The 15920-nt window shown below is 50.3% G+C and carries 15 protein-coding genes; 14 read left to right on the top strand and 1 reads right to left on the bottom strand.

Going from position 1 to position 15920, the window contains the following annotated elements:
- Positions 1 to 6 precede the first annotated feature (6 nt).
- The 10 genes from FGS84_RS10725 to FGS84_RS10680 all read left to right on the top strand — a co-directional run bounded on the left by FGS84_RS10725 (position 7) and on the right by FGS84_RS10680 (position 12112).
- On the top strand, positions 7 to 1533 hold the full coding sequence (locus tag FGS84_RS10725; RefSeq protein WP_138308197.1) for a histidine kinase: 1527 nt from the start codon (positions 7 to 9) through the stop codon (positions 1531 to 1533).
- Positions 1508 to 3121: a response regulator gene (locus FGS84_RS10720; RefSeq protein ID WP_138308195.1), complete on the top strand. Its 1614-nt coding sequence runs from the start codon at positions 1508 to 1510 to the stop codon at positions 3119 to 3121. The genes FGS84_RS10725 and FGS84_RS10720 overlap by 26 nt, the downstream gene beginning before the upstream one ends.
- 65 nt (positions 3122 to 3186) lie before the next feature.
- The gene (locus FGS84_RS10715) at positions 3187 to 4248 is read left to right on the top strand and encodes a substrate-binding domain-containing protein (RefSeq protein ID WP_138308193.1); all 1062 of its coding nucleotides are present in this window, start codon (positions 3187 to 3189) and stop codon (positions 4246 to 4248) included.
- 162 nt (positions 4249 to 4410) lie between these two features.
- Positions 4411 to 5586: a multiple monosaccharide ABC transporter substrate-binding protein gene (gene chvE / locus FGS84_RS10710; protein WP_138308190.1), complete on the top strand. Its 1176-nt coding sequence runs from the start codon at positions 4411 to 4413 to the stop codon at positions 5584 to 5586.
- Positions 5587 to 5674: 88 nt separating this feature from the next.
- The gene (gene mmsA, locus FGS84_RS10705) at positions 5675 to 7213 is read left to right on the top strand and encodes a multiple monosaccharide ABC transporter ATP-binding protein (RefSeq protein WP_138308188.1); all 1539 of its coding nucleotides are present in this window, start codon (positions 5675 to 5677) and stop codon (positions 7211 to 7213) included.
- A gap of 3 nt (positions 7214 to 7216) precedes the next feature.
- Complete coding sequence (gene mmsB, locus FGS84_RS10700; protein WP_138308186.1) at positions 7217 to 8389, top strand: multiple monosaccharide ABC transporter permease; 1173 nt, start codon at positions 7217 to 7219, stop codon at positions 8387 to 8389.
- A gap of 136 nt (positions 8390 to 8525) precedes the next feature.
- Entirely contained in the window at positions 8526 to 9164 is a 639-nt protein-coding gene (gene nth, locus FGS84_RS10695) for an endonuclease III (RefSeq protein WP_138308184.1), read from the top strand.
- Between the two features lie 127 nt (positions 9165 to 9291).
- Entirely contained in the window at positions 9292 to 9858 is a 567-nt protein-coding gene (locus FGS84_RS10690) for a GNAT family N-acetyltransferase (protein WP_347563823.1), read from the top strand.
- 88 nt (positions 9859 to 9946) lie between these two features.
- The gene (locus FGS84_RS10685) at positions 9947 to 11218 is read left to right on the top strand and encodes a DUF4272 domain-containing protein (RefSeq protein WP_138308182.1); all 1272 of its coding nucleotides are present in this window, start codon (positions 9947 to 9949) and stop codon (positions 11216 to 11218) included.
- Between the two features lie 27 nt (positions 11219 to 11245).
- Complete coding sequence (locus FGS84_RS10680; RefSeq protein ID WP_138308180.1) at positions 11246 to 12112, top strand: patatin family protein; 867 nt, start codon at positions 11246 to 11248, stop codon at positions 12110 to 12112.
- Positions 12113 to 12159: 47 nt separating this feature from the next.
- On the opposite strand, the gene FGS84_RS10675 is transcribed toward FGS84_RS10680, so the two are convergent.
- Complete coding sequence (locus FGS84_RS10675; RefSeq protein WP_138308178.1) at positions 12160 to 12510, bottom strand: helix-turn-helix domain-containing protein; 351 nt, start codon at positions 12508 to 12510, stop codon at positions 12160 to 12162.
- A gap of 214 nt (positions 12511 to 12724) precedes the next feature.
- On the opposite strand from FGS84_RS10675, the gene FGS84_RS10670 reads away from it, so the two are divergent.
- The 4 genes from FGS84_RS10670 to FGS84_RS10655 all read left to right on the top strand — a co-directional run bounded on the left by FGS84_RS10670 (position 12725) and on the right by FGS84_RS10655 (position 15889).
- Positions 12725 to 13156: a PPC domain-containing DNA-binding protein gene (locus FGS84_RS10670; RefSeq protein ID WP_138308176.1), complete on the top strand. Its 432-nt coding sequence runs from the start codon at positions 12725 to 12727 to the stop codon at positions 13154 to 13156.
- 195 nt (positions 13157 to 13351) lie between these two features.
- Positions 13352 to 13834, top strand: a complete 483-nt coding sequence (locus FGS84_RS10665; protein WP_138308174.1) for a peptide deformylase — start codon at positions 13352 to 13354, stop codon at positions 13832 to 13834.
- A gap of 176 nt (positions 13835 to 14010) precedes the next feature.
- Entirely contained in the window at positions 14011 to 14817 is an 807-nt protein-coding gene (locus FGS84_RS10660) for a GTP pyrophosphokinase (protein ID WP_138308172.1), read from the top strand.
- Positions 14801 to 15889 (top strand): GNAT family N-acetyltransferase, encoded by a 1089-nt coding sequence (locus FGS84_RS10655; protein WP_243129948.1) that lies wholly within the window; start codon positions 14801 to 14803, stop codon positions 15887 to 15889. The genes FGS84_RS10660 and FGS84_RS10655 overlap by 17 nt, the downstream gene beginning before the upstream one ends.
- The last annotated feature ends 31 nt before the right edge of the window (positions 15890 to 15920 follow it).

The raw sequence follows: 15920 nt of genomic DNA, 5'->3' as shown, positions 1-15920 counted from the left end.
TGGGCAATGTATATGGAAAGACCGGGAAAGAACATATGGGGCCGCCTGAGCCTGGAGAAAAAGATACTGCTGGCCGTAACCCTTATGATACTGACGTTATTTGTAAGCAATATATTTATCTATCTCCAGGTAAATAAAATAGCCGGAAAAATGGATACGGTATATGCCAGCAATGTCAACCTGAGCGAGCTGTCAGAGGCATTGGAACATGTGCAGAAGGACATGGGGGACTATGTGTCCGTGAAGAGCTCAGACAGCCTGGAGAGCTATTATAAAAGCCAGCAGGAATACCAGGAATTTTTAGAACGCCTGAATGACAAAACAGTTGACAAGCCGGGGAAAATCCTGGAAAAAAACATCCGTATGATGTCGGAATCCTATCTGGCCGTGACCCAGGATGCGGTCCAGGCCAAGAGGGGACGGAATGTGGAGCGGTACAGGGAGGCTTATGAGAGGGCACTTACCCTGTACCAGTACATCAACATGCGTATATCGGAGCTCAACGAGCTTCAGTTTAAAAATAACTCAGCCAGTTATCAGACCATGAGAGAGGCCCTTCGCTATATGGAGGTGTTTAATATGGTAATCCTGATGATTGTGATGATGGCCGGACTTATGGTGCTCAGGATGCTGGTAAAGGATATGGTGACGCCTCTTACCAGTCTGGCAAGGACCGCCAATCTGGTGGGCCAGGGTAATTTTAATGTTAAAATGCCGCATACGGACTCCAATGACGAGATTGGCATTGTCACCAGGACCTTTAACCAGATGGTGGGCAGTCTGGAGGAGTACGTGGCCAAGGTGAAGGAGGGGGCGGAGAAGGAGCAGGAGCTCCTGGAGCGTGAGCTATTAATGGAAAACCATCTGAAGGAAGCGCGTCTTAAATACCTCCAGTCCCAGATTAATCCCCATTTCCTGTTTAATTCCCTCAATGCAGGGGCGCAGCTGGCCATGATGGAGGATGCGGAAAAAACCTGTATTTTCCTGGACAAGATGGCGGAATTTTTCCGCTATAATGTAAAAAAGGGGCTGGAGGACGCCACCGTAGGGGATGAGACTGCTGCGGCTGAAAATTATATTTACATACTGAACGTAAGGTTTGCAGGGGACATACAGTTTAAGGAGTCCATAGACCACCGGGTATTGGATGTGAAGATGCCCAGCATGATACTGCAGCCCATTGTGGAGAATGCGGTCAGGCATGGAATCCGGGGCATGGAAGAGAATGGGACCATCCTGCTGACGGTCCGGGGAGGCAGGGATTTTATCCGCATCAGTGTCCGGGATAACGGAAAGGGCATGAGCAGGGAGAGGATTCTTGAGGTCATGGAAGGCAGGAAGCAGGAAACGCCGGATGACGGCGATTCCACGGGAATCGGACTGGATAATGTGGTAAGCCGTCTGGAGCTGTATTACCAGCAAAAGGGCCTGGTCCAGATTGTGAGCGAAGGCCCCGGAACGGGGACCGAGGTTATCATCCATATTCCGGTGAAGGAGGAAGACGAACATGTTTCGGATATTACTGGCAGATGACGAGGGGATTATGCTGGAGTCCCTAAAGCATATCATTGCCACCAGCTTTGGAAGTGAATGTGAGATACAGTGTGTCAAGACAGGAAGGGCTGTTGTGGAGATGGCGGAGAGCTTTCACCCGGACATTGCGTTTGTGGACATCCATATGCCGGGGCTCAGCGGTATCCAGGCCATCCAGGAAATCAGGAAGGTCAATAAGGAGATGATTATCATCATCATCACGGCCTACGACAAATTCGCCTATGCAAAGGAGGCTGTAAACCTGGGGGTTATGGAGTATCTGACCAAGCCAATTTCCAATAAGAAAATCATTCTGGACGTATGCATGAAAGCCATGCAGAGGGTGGAGGAAGCCAGGCAGAAACGCAGCGACGACCTTAAGATAAGGGAACGTCTGGAAATCGTGGTGCCCATGATTGAGAGCGGATTTATCTACAACATGCTCCAGGACGACGGAGGTACGGACAGCTCCGGCTATCAGGAACTGCTGGGAATCCGTGACGGCTACGGTTTCTGCCTGGTGCTGGAATTCGGAGACAGGGATGAGAACGGCAGGCTGACCAATGCAATTGGCTCCAGCGTAAAGGCTAATAAATATTATCAGGATATGAGGGAAATCCTTAAGGATTATTTTTCCTGCATTACAGGACCTGTCATGGGCAACCGGGTGGTGCTGTATGTGCCCTCCCCTGAGCCGGTGCTTAAGTATGAAGAACGGGTGGAGGTCATTACCAGGACAAGAACCATGCTTCAGAAACTGGAGGAGCGCATTGGCAGTGATTTCCGCAGCGGCATCGGGAGTACAAAACCAATGGAAAACGCAAAAGAGTCCTATGGGGAGGCGCTGAGAGCCCTGCGGGAGAGCGGAAGCCATGTGGTCCACATCATGGATATCCCAAGCAGACAGGAGGACGTGACCGGGGAATATCCAAGGGAGCTGGAAAACAGCTATTATGAGCGGGGAATGAAGGCGGACAGCGAGGGAGCCGCTGCCTGCGGAGCGGAACTGTTTTCCTGCATGGAGGGAAGGTATGGCTGCCGCGAGGACATGGAGGCAAAGGTGCTGGAGCTTATCATGCAGCTGGAGTACCGGATATGCGCAAAAGACGGCACTGAGTTCGGCCTGAAGCCCAGGGGCAGCTATATACGCGAAATAAGGGATGCATCTGACAGCGACAAATTATGCCTCTGGTTCCTGGAAAAGACACGGGAAATATGCAAATGCGCAGGTACTGAGAAAAAGAAGGAGATGGAGTATCTGGTGGATTCAGTGAGGAAATACATTGATGAAAATTACCAGAAGGATATATCACTGGACGAGATATCCAGAATGGTAAATATAAGCCCTTACTATTTCAGCAAGCTGTTTAAGCAGGGAACAGGGGAAAATTTCATCGAGTACCTGACCCGGACCAGGATGAGACAGGCCTGCGTCTGTCTTCAGAACCCGGATTACAGCATCAAACAGATATGCGCCATGGTAGGATACAGCGACCCCAATTACTTCAGCCGTATTTTCAAGAAATACGAGGGCGTCAATCCCAGTGAGTACAGGGAACGGATGGAGAATGGAACAGGAAAGGGGTAAGGAAGGGGCCGGAGAATGGGCGGGAAAAGGATAAGGAAAAGATGAGGAAAGGATAGGGAAACGGTATGGGTATACGCAAAAGGGGTACTGCAGGACGCATTGCCTGTATACTGGCAGCAGTCCTGTTTACAGTCCTGGCTGCTTCGGGCTGTGCCGGAACAGAGGACGCAGCGGCGGGCAGTGTGGAGCAGGAGGAGCCTAAGGTACAGATTGGTCTCAGCTTTGAATCCTTTGTCATAGAACGGTGGATGCGTGAGCGGGATGTGTTCGTGTCCACGGCAAAGGAGCTGGGGGCGGAGGTCAATGTGCAGAATGCCAACGGGGATGTGCAGGAACAGATTTCCCAGATAGAGTATTTCATCAAGAAGCAGGTGGATGTTATCGTGGTGGTGGCAGGGGACTGTGAGGCGCTGTCGGATGTGATGATTAAAGCACGGGAAGCCGGAATCAAGACGGTTTCCTATGACCGGCTTATAATGAATTCCGGATGCGACCTGTACATATCCTTTGACAATACCGAGGTGGGAAGACTGATGGCCAGGAGCCTGCTGGAAAACATACCGGACGGAGGCGATATTTTCCTGATTCAGGGTCCGCTGACGGATAACAATGTAAAGCTTATCCGTGAGGGCATTGACGAGACGCTGGCAGGCAGCAATCTCAACGTGGTCTACGAGTCCAACTGTGTGGGCTGGATTGCGGAGAATGCCTATACCTACACCAAGGAGGGCTTAAAACAGGACCGCAATGTAAAGGGAATCATCTGCGGAAACGACGACCTGGCCAGCCAGGCCTTCCGGGCCCTGTCCGAGGAAAGGCTGGCCGGAAAGGTATGTGTGACTGGTCAGGACGGCGACCTGGCAGCCTGTCAGCGCATTGTGGAGGGTACCCAGGAGATGACGGCTTTTAAATCAGTGGAGCAGGAGGCCAGCATGGCAGCCAAATGCGCAGTGCTCCTGGGACTGGGGGAGGAAATCGAGGAGGTGCAGGACACTGCCTATGACGGTACCTATAACGTGCCCTATCTGGAGCTGCAGCCCATTGCCGTCACCAAGGAAAATATGGACGAGGTTATCATTAAGGGCGGGTTTCATGCCAAGGAGGATGTGTATCTGAATGTAAATTAGCATATTTTTAACTAAGAACAATATAAACTGAGCAAAAATGTCCTGTAGAGCACAGGGCATTTTTTTAAATCCCTTAAAAGTGTGCAGATGGGTGCCAAGCAAGTCCAGAGCCGGTTATGGTATATTGAAACCATCAAAAACATTTGGAGGAGGATTTACAATATGAAAAAGAAATTGTTAGTGACCATGCTTACATTAGCCATGGCAGGCAGCCTTATGGCATGCGGAAGCAAGGAGGGAGCCGCTCCTGCTTCAGAGGCAAAGACAGAGGCGCCGGCTGATTCAAAGGCAGAGGATGCCAAGGCTGAGGACACCAAGGCAGAGACAGAAGCAGCAAAGGACGGGGCTGCATCCGGCGAAAAGCATCTGGTTGGCGTGGCAATGCCCACCAAGGATTTGCAGAGATGGAACCAGGACGGAAGCAACATGAAGGCAGAGCTGGAGGCAGCAGGATATGAGGTAGACCTTCAGTACGCCAGCAACGATGTGCAGACCCAGGTATCCCAGGTGGAAAACATGATTTCCAACGGCTGTGAGATGCTGGTAATTGCATCCATCGACGGAAGCTCTCTGGGCGAGCCTCTGGGACAGGCCAAGGAAGCGGGCATACCGGTTATTTCTTATGACAGACTTCTTATGAACTCTGACGCTGTTACATACTATGCAACCTTTGACAACTATATGGTAGGACAGAAACAGGGCGAGTATCTGGTAGAGGCCCTTGGATTAGAGGAGAACGACGGACCGTTTAATATTGAGATGTTCACCGGCGACCCGGCTGACAACAACTGCAACTTCTTCTTCGGCGGAGCCATGGACGTGCTTCAGCCATACATTGACAGCGGAAAGCTGGTTGTAAAGTCCGGCCAGACCACATTTGAGCAGGTGGCAACCGCCAACTGGGATTCAGAGAAGGCACAGAACAGGATGGATACCATCATCGCAGGCAACTATTCCGACGGAACCGTATTACATGCAGTACTTTGCTCCAATGACTCCACTGCACTGGGTGTTGAGAATGCCCTTGCATCTTCCTATACCGGCGAATATCCTATTATCACAGGACAGGACTGCGACATTGCCAATACGAAGAACCTGATTGCCGGTAAGCAGGCCATGTCCGTATTCAAGGATACACGTACCCTGGCATCCCAGGTAGTTAAGATGGTGGACGCTGTTATGCAGGGCGGAGAGGCAGAAGTAAATGATACCAAGTCTTATGACAACGGCACAGGCGTAATCCCCACATATCTCTGCGAGCCGGTGGTTGTCACAATCGATAATTACAAAGAAATGCTGATTGATTCCGGCTATTACACGGAAGACCAGTTAAAGTAATCAGATGGACCGGTGAAACAGGCCGGAAAAGATGAGAATCGTACAGGCGGGGAGAAATACCCGCCTGTACGGTTGTAGGAGGGATAGAATGGCAGAGATACTTTTGGAAATGAGAAATATCACCAAGACCTTCCCCGGAGTAAAAGCCCTTGACAATGTAAACCTGAAGGTGGAAAAGGGAGAAATCCACGCACTGGTGGGGGAAAACGGAGCCGGTAAATCCACTCTCATGAACGTGCTCAGCGGCATATATCCCTACGGCACATATGAGGGCGATATCATTTACGACGGACAGGTGTGCAAGTTCGATAAAATCAGCGACAGTGAGGAAAAGGGAATCGTCATCATCCACCAGGAGCTGGCATTGATTCCATACATGTCCATTGGTGAGAACATGTATCTTGGAAATGAAAAAGGAAAGAAGATGGCAATTAACTGGGATGAGACATACGACGAGGCTGACCGCTATCTTAAGACAGTGGGCCTTAACGAGTCCTCCCATACGCTGATTAAGGATATCGGAGTGGGAAAGCAGCAGCTGGTGGAGATAGCCAAGGCCCTTGCCAAAAAGGCCCGGCTGCTGATTCTGGACGAACCAACGGCTTCCCTAAATGAGGATGATTCCAAGGCCCTGCTGGAGCTGCTGCTTAAATTCAAGCAGGAAGGCATGACATCCATCATTATTTCCCATAAACTCAATGAGATTGCATATGTGGCCGATAAGATAACGGTTATCCGGGACGGCGCCACCATTGAGACGCTGGATAAACAGACCGATGACATTTCAGAGGACCGAATCATAAAGGGCATGGTGGGACGTGAGCTGACGGACCGGTTCCCCAGGAGGGAAAACGTAAACATCGGAGACACTGCCCTGGAGGTTAAGGATTGGGTGGTATACCATCCCCTGTATTCAGACAGGAAGGTGGTGGACCACGTATCCCTCCGCGTCAACAAGGGGGAAGTGGTGGGAATCTGCGGGCTTATGGGAGCAGGGCGTACGGAGCTGGCCATGAGCATTTTCGGAAAGAGCTACGGCACCAATATATCGGGCCAGCTTTTTATCGGGGGAAAAGAGGTCCAGCTGAACACGGTTCACGATGCCATACACCATAAAATCGCATATGTAACCGAGGACAGGAAGGGGAACGGCCTTATCTTGTCCAATCCAATCCGTGTTAACACAACCCTTGCCAATATGGAGGCGGTCAGCAGCCATGGAGTCATAGACAAGGATAAGGAATATATGGTGGCTGTGGAGTACAAGGATAAGCTGAAAACAAAATGTCCGGGAGTGGAGCAGAACGCGGGAAACCTAAGCGGCGGCAACCAGCAGAAGGTGCTTCTGGCCAAATGGATGTTCACAGAGCCGGATGTGCTGATTCTGGATGAGCCCACAAGGGGAATCGACGTGGGCGCAAAGTACGAGATATATTGTATCATAAACCGTCTGGTGGAGGAGGGAAAGTCCGTCATCATGATATCGTCGGAGCTTCCGGAGGTGCTGGGCATGTCGGACCGCATTTATATCATGAATGAGGGTAAGCTGGCCGGGGAAGTGGACGCAGCAGAAGCGACCCAGGAATATATCATGTCCTGTATTCTTAAAGCTGATAAAGGAGAGTAGACCATGAATCAAAAGCTGAAAATCTCAGAGATTCTGAAAAAATATACAATGATAATCGCTCTTGCGGTCATCATCATACTGTTTACCGCGAATACGGGAGGCAAAATGCTGCTTCCCCAGAACGTCAACAACCTGATTGCCCAGAACGCCTATGTATTCATTCTGGCCACCGGTATGCTGTTCTGTATCCTGACCGGCGGAAACATTGACCTTTCGGTTGGTTCCGTGGTGTGCTTCGTGGGCGCCATCGGCGGTAAGATGATGGTGGAAATGGGCATCAGCCCTTACCTTACCCTTATTGCCATGGCAGTCATGGGAATGCTGGTGGGAGCATGGCAGGGCTTCTGGATTGCCTATGTCAGGATACCTCCTTTCATCGTTACCCTGGCGGGAATGTTAATGTTTCGGGGACTTTCCAACGTGGTGCTCCAGGGCATGACCCTTGCACCCATACCGGACCAGTTCCTGGTGCTGTTTAATACTTATGTACCGGATTTCTTTGCAGTGGAAGGCTTTAACCTGACCTGTTTCCTGGTGGGCGTCATTGCCTGCGTTGTCTATGCATTTATCGTGTTCAATGGAAGACGGCAGAAGCTGGCAAAGGGGTATTATGTGGAACCCCTTACAGGCGTTGTTATCAAGATGGCAGTCATCTGCGTGGTCCTGCTTTCCTTCATGTTCCGTCTGGCCCAGTACAAGGGGATTCCCAACGCTCTTATATGGGTTGCGGTTATCATTGGAATCTACAGTTATATTGCTTCCAAGACCACCACAGGCCGTTATTTCTACGCTGTGGGCGGCAATGAGAAGGCAACAAAGCTTTCCGGTATCAATACCAACCGCGTATATTTCCTGGCTTACCTGAACATGGGCCTTCTGGCAGCCATAGCAGGCATGGTTACGGTGGCCAGACTGAATTCCGCCAACCCAACGGCAGGAAACAGCTATGAGATGGATGCCATCGGAGCTTGCTTCATCGGCGGAGCTTCGGCATACGGCGGAACCGGTACAGTCCCCGGCGTTATTGTGGGCGCTACCCTGATGGGCGTACTGAACCTGGGCATGAGCATCATGGGCGTGGACCAGAACCTGCAGAAGGTGGTAAAGGGCGGCGTTCTGCTGGCAGCGGTTATATTTGATGTGGTAAGTAAGAGAAAGTCGTTTATTGTCAAGTAATTATGTGAGATACAGGAAGAAACAAAATACCCTGCAGCCGGTTGTTTTAACAGCCTGCCGCAGGGTATTTTGCTTGAGAAACAGACGGGCGTCATGTATAATAAAAGTGCATTGCAGCATACAAAGGAGATAGGACATGACAAAGGAAAAACTTGCATTGGAAATCATAGACCGCCTGAAAAAGGAATACCCGGATGCAGGCTGTACCCTGGATTATGACCATGCGTGGAAACTGCTGGTCAGCGTACGTCTGGCGGCGCAGTGTACGGACGCAAGGGTGAATGTGGTGGTGGAGGACCTTTACGCCAGATACCCGGATGTGGATGCACTGGCAGAGGCGGATGTGGAAGAGATTGAACGGATTGTGAAGCCCTGCGGTCTGGGACACAGCAAGGCCAGGGACATCAGCGCCTGCATGAAAATACTGAAGGAACAGTACAAGGGTAAGGTGCCGGATGATTTTGACGCCCTGTTAAAGCTTCCCGGAGTGGGAAGAAAGAGCGCCAATCTGATTATGGGGGATGTGTTTGGAAAGCCGGCCATTGTGACGGACACCCACTGTATCCGCCTGGTGAACCGCATGGGTCTGGTGGATGGTGTCAAGGAGCCAAAGAAGGTGGAAATGGCTCTGTGGAAGCTTGTACCGCCTGAGGAAGGCAGTGATTTCTGCCACAGGCTGGTATTCCATGGCCGGGATGTCTGTACGGCCAGGACAAAACCCCATTGTGAGGCATGCTGTCTCAGTGATATCTGTAAAAAAGCAGGCGTGGAATAAACTTAAAATAATCCGGAATATCATGGGTTCCTAAAATGCGGGATGTGTGCTATATTAAAGAATAATATTCTGTTGCAGGTCAATCATGCTGCGCACATCCCTTGTATGTGCATGAAAGGAGAGGACTATGATGAAGAATTCCGGAACCGTAAGATTGGAGACAGAGCGGCTGGTACTGCGGCCTTTTGCGGCGGAGGATGCTGACGCCATGTACAGGAACTGGGCTAGTGATTCCCAGGTCACAAAGTTCCTTTTCTGGGAACCGCACAAGGATGTGGATGAGACAAGGGGAATCCTGGAGGGCTGGATTCAGTCCTATGGGTCCGGTGATTTTTATAACTGGGCCATAGCCTGGAAGGAAGATGAGAGCAATGTCATCGGAAGTCTGGGCGTTCCGCAGCTCAACCAGAAGGCGGGGCGTGTGACAGTGGGATACTGTCTGAGCCGGAAATGGTGGAGGCACGGAATCATGAAGGAGGCATTTGCTGAGGTAATCCGGTTCTTTTTCGAGGAGGAGGGTGCTAACCGTGTGGAGGCCCTCCACGATACACGAAATGTGAACAGCGGAAAGGTTATGGCAGCCTGCGGGCTTAAGAAGGAAGGAACCCTGCGCCAGTATGGGTGGAATAATCAGGGGATATGCGATGAGTGTATCTATGGGATGGTGGCTTCGGATTATTTTGAAGGGAAATAGTAGAAAATATAAGGAATAATTTGTGTTTTCCCACCAAACATAGTATAATCAAACTGTTTTATACGGCTTAACCAAGAAGGAGATTTATATGGAATTGTTTGAAGAAAAAAATACAACAGAGACATCAGCCCCTGCAAATCGATATGAAGGCAAGTCCTTCATTTTCTCAGATATCCCGTCACAGGAAAAAATCATTCAAGTACTGTGCGCAACCTTTGGTCTGGACCCGGAGGGAAAGGGGGATACCCTGGTACTGCATAACGGAGATATAGAGATTCGTCTGGCAGTGGCCAGCGAATCCGCCGGTGAGCAGGCAGAGGAGTTCATAAAGAGACAGGTGGAGGGAACCTGCGACCATTTCTATCAGGTTGAAACAGGGGTGACGGATGTTAAAACCAACCTGCTGTACCAGATTGGACGGGCCAGAAGTTTCGTGCTGGTGGAATACGCCTTTGACGTGGAAGACCAGGAGGACATTGAGGACAAGAAGACCATGATTGAGGACATGTTTGTGTCCATCTTAAACGACCTGGAAGGAATCATTCTGATTCAGAACCAGGAAGAGAAAGAAGACAGCATGTTCTGCTGCGGTGAGAATGGGGAAAAGCTGCTGATTCTGTCCGACAAGGGCGGAAGTGCATTTACCCGCTATCTTCCCTATCAGGAGCCGGAGTTAAAGGCCGGAAAGGATATTACCCAGGAACAGGTAGACCGCAGGATGCGTACCATGCAGACCCTTATCGGCAATGCCGTCTATGTACCCGGATGGCTGCCCCCGGTTGCGCCTGCTTCACAGGTGACCTGTCCCTCCCTGGAAGAGACAGCGCAGAGGGCGCTGGCCATCATGGGCGTGGCCATTTATTCGGAATGCCTGCTGGATGAAAAAAACGGGATGGAAAAGGCCCAGAATTTCCTGATGGATTATATTGATAATAACAATACGCAGGATTATTTTTCACCCAGGGAGTGGAAGTATCTTCACGATACAGCTCCTGACAGGAAGGAAGTCCTGTCATTCTTAAGGCAGTATGAATCTCTATACGTGGTAGAGTGGGCGCTGGGACTGGTGGAGGAGCTGGGATTCCCGGACCATCCATGCAATCCGGCTGATTTGGTGAAGTCCCTGAGAAATGGCACCAGTATCAGTAAGATTATGGCAAAATCAAGGCCCAAGAGCCCAAGGGAGCTGCTGGATGCCTGCGACCTTATTTCCTGTCTGGAATGGTCCTGCATCAATGCCAGACGCCACAGGCTGCCGGAGCCAGTGGGTATGAAGTCAGGAGTGGTAAGGGAATGGCGCAAGGCGCTTAACTGGCTGACAGGCCAGGGCGATTGGGATGGTGTAAGGGCTGATTCCTAAGATGCGTCTGTAAAGAGGTTGATGGAAATGAAAACTGGAATTGTTGTGGAAGGCGGCGGAATGCGTGGCATTTACGCCGCCGGCGTATTGGATGTATTATTGGAACATGGCATTAAGACAGACGGCCTGGTGGGCGTTTCGGCCGGAGCCATCCATGGGTGCAGTTTTGTGGCGGGGCAGGCCGGACGTTCCATCCGGTATAATCTGAAGTACTGCCGGGACCCCCGGTATATGAGTTTCCGCTCCCTGGTTATGACCGGGGACCTGGTGGGAAATGATTTCTGCTATCACGAACTGCCGGAGCGGCTGGACCCCTTTGACAATGATGCCTTTGAGGCGTCGCCGATGGAGTTTTATGCCACCTGTACGGATGTGGAAACCGGAAGGCCGGTGTACCACAGATGCGACAGCCTGAGGGGGGAGAATATTGAATGGATTCGGGCATCCGCGTCCATGCCTCTGGTTTCCAGGATTGTAGAGATAGAGGGACAGAAACTGCTGGACGGGGGAGTATCCGACTCCATACCGGCGGCAGCATTCCGCAAAATGGGCTTTGGCAAAAGCCTGGTCATACTTACAAGGCCGGATGGTTACCGCAAAAAGCCGGGCCACATGCTTCCCGCCATCCGAAGGGTGTACCGCCGGTATCCTGAATTTATAAAAACCATGGAGTGCCGTCACCTGATGTATAACAGGGAACTGGAAGAGGTCAGACGCATGGAGGCTGACGGGGAAATCTTTGTCATACGCCCCAGCCATCTTATTAAAATCAGCCGGACAGAGAACAGACCGGAGAAGATACAGAAGATGTATAATTTGGGGCGTCTTGACGGGATGAAGGCCCTCCGGGACACAGCAGATTTTTTAGGACTGGAGCCTGTTATGTACAGGTAATACCATAAAGGAGCCATGAACACCGGGATTGTGAAACGTATCCGGGTTCACGGCTCTTTTTGCGTTGATGTCTGTCCCATATTGTTTTTGTAATCCGTTCCCCAGGCCACCATGGAGTCCAGTATGGGCTTCAGGCTGTACCCTGTCTCTGTCAGGGTATATTCCACTTTTGGGGGAACCTGGGGGTATATCTTCCGGGTAATCAGTCCGGCCTGCTCCATGGCCCTGAGATGGCTGGTCAGAACTTTCTGGGTTATGCCGCTGACGGACCGCATGAGCTCGTTGAATCTCTTAGTGCCTGTGAGCAAATCCCGGATGATGAGAACCTTCCATTTATCGCCAATGAGCTGCAGTGTCATTTCCACGGGACAGTCAGGGATTTTCATTCCGTTATCCATTATGTATCTCCTTCTGGTATCTTTATGATTGTATGGTGCAAAATAGCTGTTAGTATAATTGTATACCTATAAATGAGCCGTGACAATGGGGAAATTGGAATCAACCATAACAAAAAGTTAGAGCTTACCGTAAAAAATATAATTTTACATCTTACATATGTAAATATATAATGGTTAAATGTATTGTAAACTGTGTTTGAAAGGAGTCAATACCATGGAATATAAAAGATTTGGAGAAAAAATTGTTGTCCGCCTGAATCCGGGCGAGGAAGTGGCGGAGTGCATCCGGGAGGTCTGCAGAAATGAAAAGGTGGCACTGGGCGAGGTTTCCGGGCTGGGAGCTGCCTGCGAGGTGGAACTGGGGGTATTTGACACAGGGGAAAAGAAATATTACGGAAAGTCTTTTAAGGGAATCTATGAGATTGCCTCCCTTACAGGCAACATCACACAGCAGGGAGGAAATCCCTACCTTCATCTTCACATGGTAATCGGCAACCCTCTGGAGGGAGAATGCCATGGAGGGCATTTGAACAGGGCGGTTATCAGTGCCACTGCTGAGATTTTCATTACGGTGATTGACGGAACCGCTGGCAGAAGAATGAGTGAATCAATCGGACTGAATCTGATTGAATTCGCAGAAGTGTAGTAACCGGAAGGACAAAACTGAATTTGCAGAAGTGAAATATCCGGAAAGACAGGTCCGGGCTGCCCCATGTACAGGAGGCGGTCCGGCTTTTTTTGCTCATACCCTTTAATTGGGATTTGGAAATACTAAGGAATCATGATATACTAAGGAAAACGCGTTGTACATGAAAGAAAACAGCGCAGAGGGAGGCTTGATATGGAGCGGACGATTCTGCTATTGGGAAATCCTGAATTATATGAGGTCAGCGGGGAAGTAAAAAAAGAGGAGCTTCCGCAGATGGAACAGGTAAGGGAGGATTTAAAGGATACGCTGCTGGCATTCCGGTCCCGCTATGGCGTGGGAAGGGCCATTGCGGCGCCTCAGATTGGGGTGAGGAAACGTGTTATTTACCGGCATCTGGATACCCCAGTGCTGTTTATCAATCCCCGTCTTTCCTTTCCGGACCAGGAGCTGATAGACGTGATGGATGACTGTATGTCATTTCCCGGCCTTTTGGTGAGGGTCAAGCGGTATAAACGGTGCATCATATATTATAAAGATTTGGAATGGAATGACTGCTCCATGGAGCTGGAAGGGGATATGTCGGAACTGATTCAGCATGAGTACGACCATCTGGACGGAATACTCGCAACCCTCCGGGCTGTGGACAAAAGGGCCCTGGTGATGAAGCCTTATTGACGGATGAAGTATGGCGTCTGTGAGGACACACAGCGGCCATGCATATACAGCCGCCGCGGATATACATGACAGCTGCGGATATACACGGCCGCCGCAAAGATACATGACAGCTGCGGATATACACGGCCGCTGCGGATATACAGACATTTTCGGACACACAGGAGGAATGATACCGGATGATTGAAAAGGAAAGGTTTTTGACAAGCTATAACATTGAACCTGAGGAACTGGAGGCGGCAGGACTGGATTGGGAAGAGCTGGCGGCCATATATGATGATTATCTGTCCATTGAGGGGAAGCTGCGCAGCATTGGTAAGGATTTTGTATACGATTATCTCTATGATATAGAGAGAGCGGGAATCCACTCTTACAGGTACCGCACCAAGGACCCAGGCCACCTGATTGAAAAAATCATACGAAAGCGCAATGAGCATTTTGAACGGTTTGAGGATATAGATTCCGGCAATTACCATAAGTATATCACTGACCTGATTGGCATCCGGGTGTTTTTCCTTTACCGGGAGGATTGGATTCATTTTCACAAATATATAACCAGCGTATTTGAGAATAACCCTGGTCTTTATGTGGTGGACCGCATCAAGGATTTTGATGAGGACCCCGGACATTATTACATTGCGGAACGGCCAAAGGTTTACCGCAGGAACGGGGACACCAGAATTTATGATGAGAATCTGATTGAGATTAAGTCCAATGGAATATACCGTTCCCTTCACTATATTATCAAGTATAAGGGATACTATGTGGAAATCCAGGGGAGAACCCTGTTTGAGGAGGGGTGGAGTGAGATAGACCATGATATCGTGTACCCTTATTTCCAGGACGATGAGATGTTAAAGGATTTTTCCACTCTTTTGAACCGTCTCTCTGGTATGGCGGATGAGATGAGCTCCTATTTCCGCAGGATGAAAGGAGTAAAGGAAGAATGGGAGAAAAAATCAGAGAGGCATGATGATGAGGGATAGGCAGAGAGAGAAGCTGGAGACAGAGGCCGGGAATCCAGAGCAGACAGAGGCCGGGAATCCGCTCTCTGGAATGAGCCTGGAAGAATTGTGGCGGCTGTTTCCTATTTTCCTTACAGAACACAGGCCGGTTTGGGCGCAGTGGTACCAGGAGGAAAAGGAACGGCTGTGCCGCCTTCTGCCCATGGAGGATATCTGTGAAATCAGCCATGTGGGAAGCACGTCCATTCCAGCCATCTGGGCCAAGCCCATTGTGGATATTCTGGTGGAAATTAGCAAAGACGGAGATATGCAGGCCATGAAGGAACAGATTACCTGCTGCGGCTACACTTGCATGATGGAAAAGGCGGGAAGGATTTCGTTTAACCGTGGATATACGCCTTCTGGATTTGAGGAGCGGGTATTCCATCTGCATCTAAGGACAGCAGGGGATAATGATGAGCTGTATTTCCGGGATTATCTGAGGGAGCATACGGAGGCTGCCAGGGAATACGAGGCCCTGAAGCTGGGGCTCTGGAAGGAATACGAACATGACCGTGACGGATATACAGAACACAAGGCAGCCATGGTGGCAAGATTTACCGGAGAGGCAAAGCGCCTTTATCCCGGCCGGTATGAACGGCCCATGCTGCGGTTTATGAGGGCAGAGACAGGAGAAACAGAGGAACTGCGCCGGCTGGCCAGGGAGTCGGAGGCTCACTGGGGATATGACGAAGCATTTATGGAAACCTTTGACGCAAGATTTAATATTACAGACAGTTTCATCCGCAGCAATCCTGTGTTTGCAGCCAGGGAAGGAGGCTGCCCGGCTGCCTTCTGGGGAATCAGGCAGGATGGATATGAATGGGAGCTGGAATATTTTTATGTGGCGGAGGGTAAAATGGGGAGCGGTCTGGGAAAACGGATGTGGAAGCATATGACAGGCTGGTGCGCGCACCAGGGAATCGGCCGCATTCACTTTGTCACCAGTCCCCAGGCTGCGGGATTTTACAGGAAAATGGGCGCGGTGCAGGACCGGGAAACCAGGTCCATTGTGGACGGACGGCTTATTCCCCATTTTGTATACGATGTATGATATTACATAGGAAAAGGCGGACTGGATATAC

Source organism: Clostridium sp. 1001271st1 H5 (assembly GCF_005845215.1).
Lineage (GTDB): Bacteria > Bacillota > Clostridia > Lachnospirales > Lachnospiraceae > Enterocloster.
This window is presented reverse-complemented; position numbering and strand designations above follow the sequence as displayed.

What these genes read in the sequence shown, in the direction of transcription:
- FGS84_RS10725 (WP_138308197.1), top strand. Translation starts at nt 7, where the DNA reads ATGTATATGGAAAGACCGGGAAAGAACATATGGGGCCGCCTGAGCCTG.
- FGS84_RS10720 (WP_138308195.1), top strand. Translation starts at nt 1,508, where the DNA reads ATGTTTCGGATATTACTGGCAGATGACGAGGGGATTATGCTGGAGTCC.
- FGS84_RS10715 (WP_138308193.1), top strand. Translation starts at nt 3,187, where the DNA reads ATGGGTATACGCAAAAGGGGTACTGCAGGACGCATTGCCTGTATACTG.
- chvE (WP_138308190.1), top strand. Translation starts at nt 4,411, where the DNA reads ATGAAAAAGAAATTGTTAGTGACCATGCTTACATTAGCCATGGCAGGC.
- mmsA (WP_138308188.1), top strand. Translation starts at nt 5,675, where the DNA reads ATGGCAGAGATACTTTTGGAAATGAGAAATATCACCAAGACCTTCCCC.
- mmsB (WP_138308186.1), top strand. Translation starts at nt 7,217, where the DNA reads ATGAATCAAAAGCTGAAAATCTCAGAGATTCTGAAAAAATATACAATG.
- nth (WP_138308184.1), top strand. Translation starts at nt 8,526, where the DNA reads ATGACAAAGGAAAAACTTGCATTGGAAATCATAGACCGCCTGAAAAAG.
- FGS84_RS10690 (WP_347563823.1), top strand. Translation starts at nt 9,292, where the DNA reads ATGATGAAGAATTCCGGAACCGTAAGATTGGAGACAGAGCGGCTGGTA.
- FGS84_RS10685 (WP_138308182.1), top strand. Translation starts at nt 9,947, where the DNA reads ATGGAATTGTTTGAAGAAAAAAATACAACAGAGACATCAGCCCCTGCA.
- FGS84_RS10680 (WP_138308180.1), top strand. Translation starts at nt 11,246, where the DNA reads ATGAAAACTGGAATTGTTGTGGAAGGCGGCGGAATGCGTGGCATTTAC.
- FGS84_RS10675 (WP_138308178.1), bottom strand. Translation starts at nt 12,510, where the DNA reads ATGGATAACGGAATGAAAATCCCTGACTGTCCCGTGGAAATGACACTG.
- FGS84_RS10670 (WP_138308176.1), top strand. Translation starts at nt 12,725, where the DNA reads ATGGAATATAAAAGATTTGGAGAAAAAATTGTTGTCCGCCTGAATCCG.
- FGS84_RS10665 (WP_138308174.1), top strand. Translation starts at nt 13,352, where the DNA reads ATGGAGCGGACGATTCTGCTATTGGGAAATCCTGAATTATATGAGGTC.
- FGS84_RS10660 (WP_138308172.1), top strand. Translation starts at nt 14,011, where the DNA reads ATGATTGAAAAGGAAAGGTTTTTGACAAGCTATAACATTGAACCTGAG.
- FGS84_RS10655 (WP_243129948.1), top strand. Translation starts at nt 14,801, where the DNA reads ATGATGATGAGGGATAGGCAGAGAGAGAAGCTGGAGACAGAGGCCGGG.